Annotated in this window: 3 protein-coding genes; all 3 read left to right on the forward strand. The window is 64.8% G+C overall.

Going from position 1 to position 2,471, the window contains the following annotated elements; translation table 11 throughout:
- Positions 1-1,075 (forward strand): ABC transporter permease subunit (locus tag DIE21_RS36715; protein WP_124502194.1); only part of this gene is annotated, 1,075 nt, incomplete at its 5' end.
- 24 nt (positions 1,076-1,099) lie between these two features.
- Positions 1,100-1,876, forward strand: a complete 777-nt coding sequence (locus DIE21_RS36720; protein WP_011352945.1) for an ABC transporter ATP-binding protein — start codon at positions 1,100-1,102, stop codon at positions 1,874-1,876.
- Positions 1,876-2,471 (forward strand): ABC transporter ATP-binding protein (locus tag DIE21_RS36725; RefSeq protein WP_148092776.1); only part of this gene is annotated, 596 nt, incomplete at its 3' end. The genes DIE21_RS36720 and DIE21_RS36725, both read left to right, overlap by 1 nt.

The raw sequence follows: 2,471 nt of genomic DNA on the forward strand, positions 1-2,471 counted from the left end.
CTTCGTGATCGCCGCGCCGATCATCATCGGCTCGGCCGGCGGCAACTACTGGGTCCGCGTGCTCGACTTCGCGATGCTGTACGTGATGCTCGCGCTGGGTCTGAACGTGGTGGTCGGCTTCGCCGGCCTGCTCGACCTCGGCTACATCGCGTTCTACGCGGTGGGCGCGTACACGGCGGCATTGCTGAGCTCGCCGCACCTGAGCTCGCAGTTCGAGTGGATCGCGGCGCTCGCGCCGAACGGCCTGCACATCCCGTTCCTGCTGATCGTGCCGATCGCGATGGCGCTCGCGGCGACCTTCGGGATCCTGCTCGGCGCGCCGACGCTGCGCCTGCGCGGCGACTACCTGGCGATCGTGACGCTCGGCTTCGGTGAAATCGTGCGGATCTTCATGAACAACCTCGACCGTCCGGTGAACATCACCAACGGCCCGAAGGGGATCACGGGCATCGATCCGGTGCACGTCGGCGGCTTCAACCTGTCGCAGACGCACTCGATCTTCGGCTTCCAGCTGCCGTCGGTCTACATGTACTACTACCTGTTCGTGCTGTGCGCGCTGCTGGTGATCTGGACGTGTACGCGCCTGCAGCACTCGCGTATCGGCCGCGCCTGGGCGGCGATCCGCGAGGACGAGATCGCGGCGAAGGCGATGGGCATCAACACCCGCAACGTGAAGCTGCTCGCGTTCGCGATGGGCGCATCGTTCGGCGGCCTGTCGGGCGCGATGTTCGGTTCGTTCCAGGGCTTCGTGTCGCCCGAGTCGTTCACGTTCTGGGAATCGATCGTCGTGCTGGCCTGCGTGGTGCTCGGCGGCATGGGCCACATCCCGGGCGTGATCCTGGGCGCGGTGCTGCTCGCGATCTTCCCGGAATTCCTGCGCTCGACGATGAGCCCGCTGCAGCACGCGATCTTCGGCCACGACATCGTCGATACCGAAGTGATCCGTCAGGCGCTGTACGGCCTCGCGATGGTGATCATCATGCTGTACCGCTCGGAAGGCCTGTGGCCGGCGCCGAAGCATGAGGACAAGATCGCGAAACTGGCGAAGCGCAGCGCCAAGTCGGTGCGCGCTTAACCGACGGACAAGGGGATATCACACATGAGCGACAAACAAATCCGACTGTCCGTCAAGGGCGTGAACAAGCGCTTCGGCGGCCTGCAGGCGCTGTCCGACGTCGGCCTCGAAATCAAGGAAGGCGAGATCTACGGGCTGATCGGCCCGAACGGTGCCGGCAAGACGACGTTCTTCAACGTGATCACGGGCCTCTACACGCCGGATTCCGGCGAGTTCAAGCTCGATGGCACGGAATACAAGCCGACCGCGGTGCACCAGGTCGCGAAGACGGGCATCGCGCGCACGTTCCAGAACATTCGCCTGTTCGGCGGGATGACGGCCCTCGAGAACGTGATGGTGGGCCGCCACGTGCGGACCAAGCACGGGCTGCTGGGCGCGGTGTTCCAGACGCCGGCCGAGCGCCAGGAAGAGCGCGAGATCAAGGAACGCGCGATCGAGCTGCTCGAATACGTCGGCGTGCTGCAGTACGCGGACTACACGTCGCGCAACCTGTCGTATGGCCACCAGCGCCGTCTCGAGATCGCACGGGCGCTGGCGACCGACCCGAAGCTGCTCGCGCTCGACGAGCCGGCGGCCGGGATGAACGCGACCGAGAAGGTCGAACTCACGCGCCTGCTCGACAAGATCCGCTCGGACGGCCGCACGATCCTGCTGATCGAGCACGATGTGAAGCTCGTGATGGGATTGTGCAACCGGATGACGGTGCTCGATTACGGCAAGGTGATCGCCGAGGGTCTGCCGCAGGACGTGCAGAAGAATCCGAAGGTGATTGAGGCATATCTCGGCGCAGGGGTGCACTGATGGCAGCGGCAATGTTGAAAATCAAGGGCTTGCAGGTCAACTACGGCGGCATCCAGGCCGTCAAGGGCGTTGACATGGAAGTCCGCCAGGGCGAGCTGGTGACGCTGATCGGCGCGAACGGCGCGGGCAAGACCACGACGATGAAGGCGATCACGGGCCTGAAGCCGTACTCGGCGGGCGACATCGAGTACGACGGCAAGTCGATCAAGGGCGTGCCGTCGCACGAGCTGCTCAAGCGCGGCCTCGCGATGGTGCCGGAAGGCCGCGGGATCTTCGCGCGGATGTCGATCATCGAGAACATGCAGATGGGCGCGTACCTGCGCAACGACAACGAGCAGATCAAGAAGGACGTCGACCGGATGTTCGGCTTCTTCCCGCGGCTGAAGGAGCGTGCGTCGCAGCTCGCGGGCACGCTGTCGGGCGGCGAGCAGCAGATGCTGGCGATGTCGCGCGCGATTCTCTCCAAGCCGAAGCTGCTGCTGCTCGACGAGCCGTCGATGGGGCTGTCGCCGATCATGGTCGAGAAGATCTTCGAAGTGGTGCGCGAGATCTCGAAGGAGGGCATCACGGTGCTGCTCGTCGAACAGAACGCACG

Origin of the sequence: Burkholderia sp. Bp9140 (assembly GCF_003853425.1) — a bacterium.
GTDB lineage: Bacteria > Pseudomonadota > Gammaproteobacteria > Burkholderiales > Burkholderiaceae > Burkholderia.

Bases quoted from the DNA above. Each gene is read 5' to 3' on its own strand.
- DIE21_RS36720 (WP_011352945.1), top strand. From the start codon at position 1,100: ATGAGCGACAAACAAATCCGACTGTCCGTCAAGGGCGTGAACAAGCGC.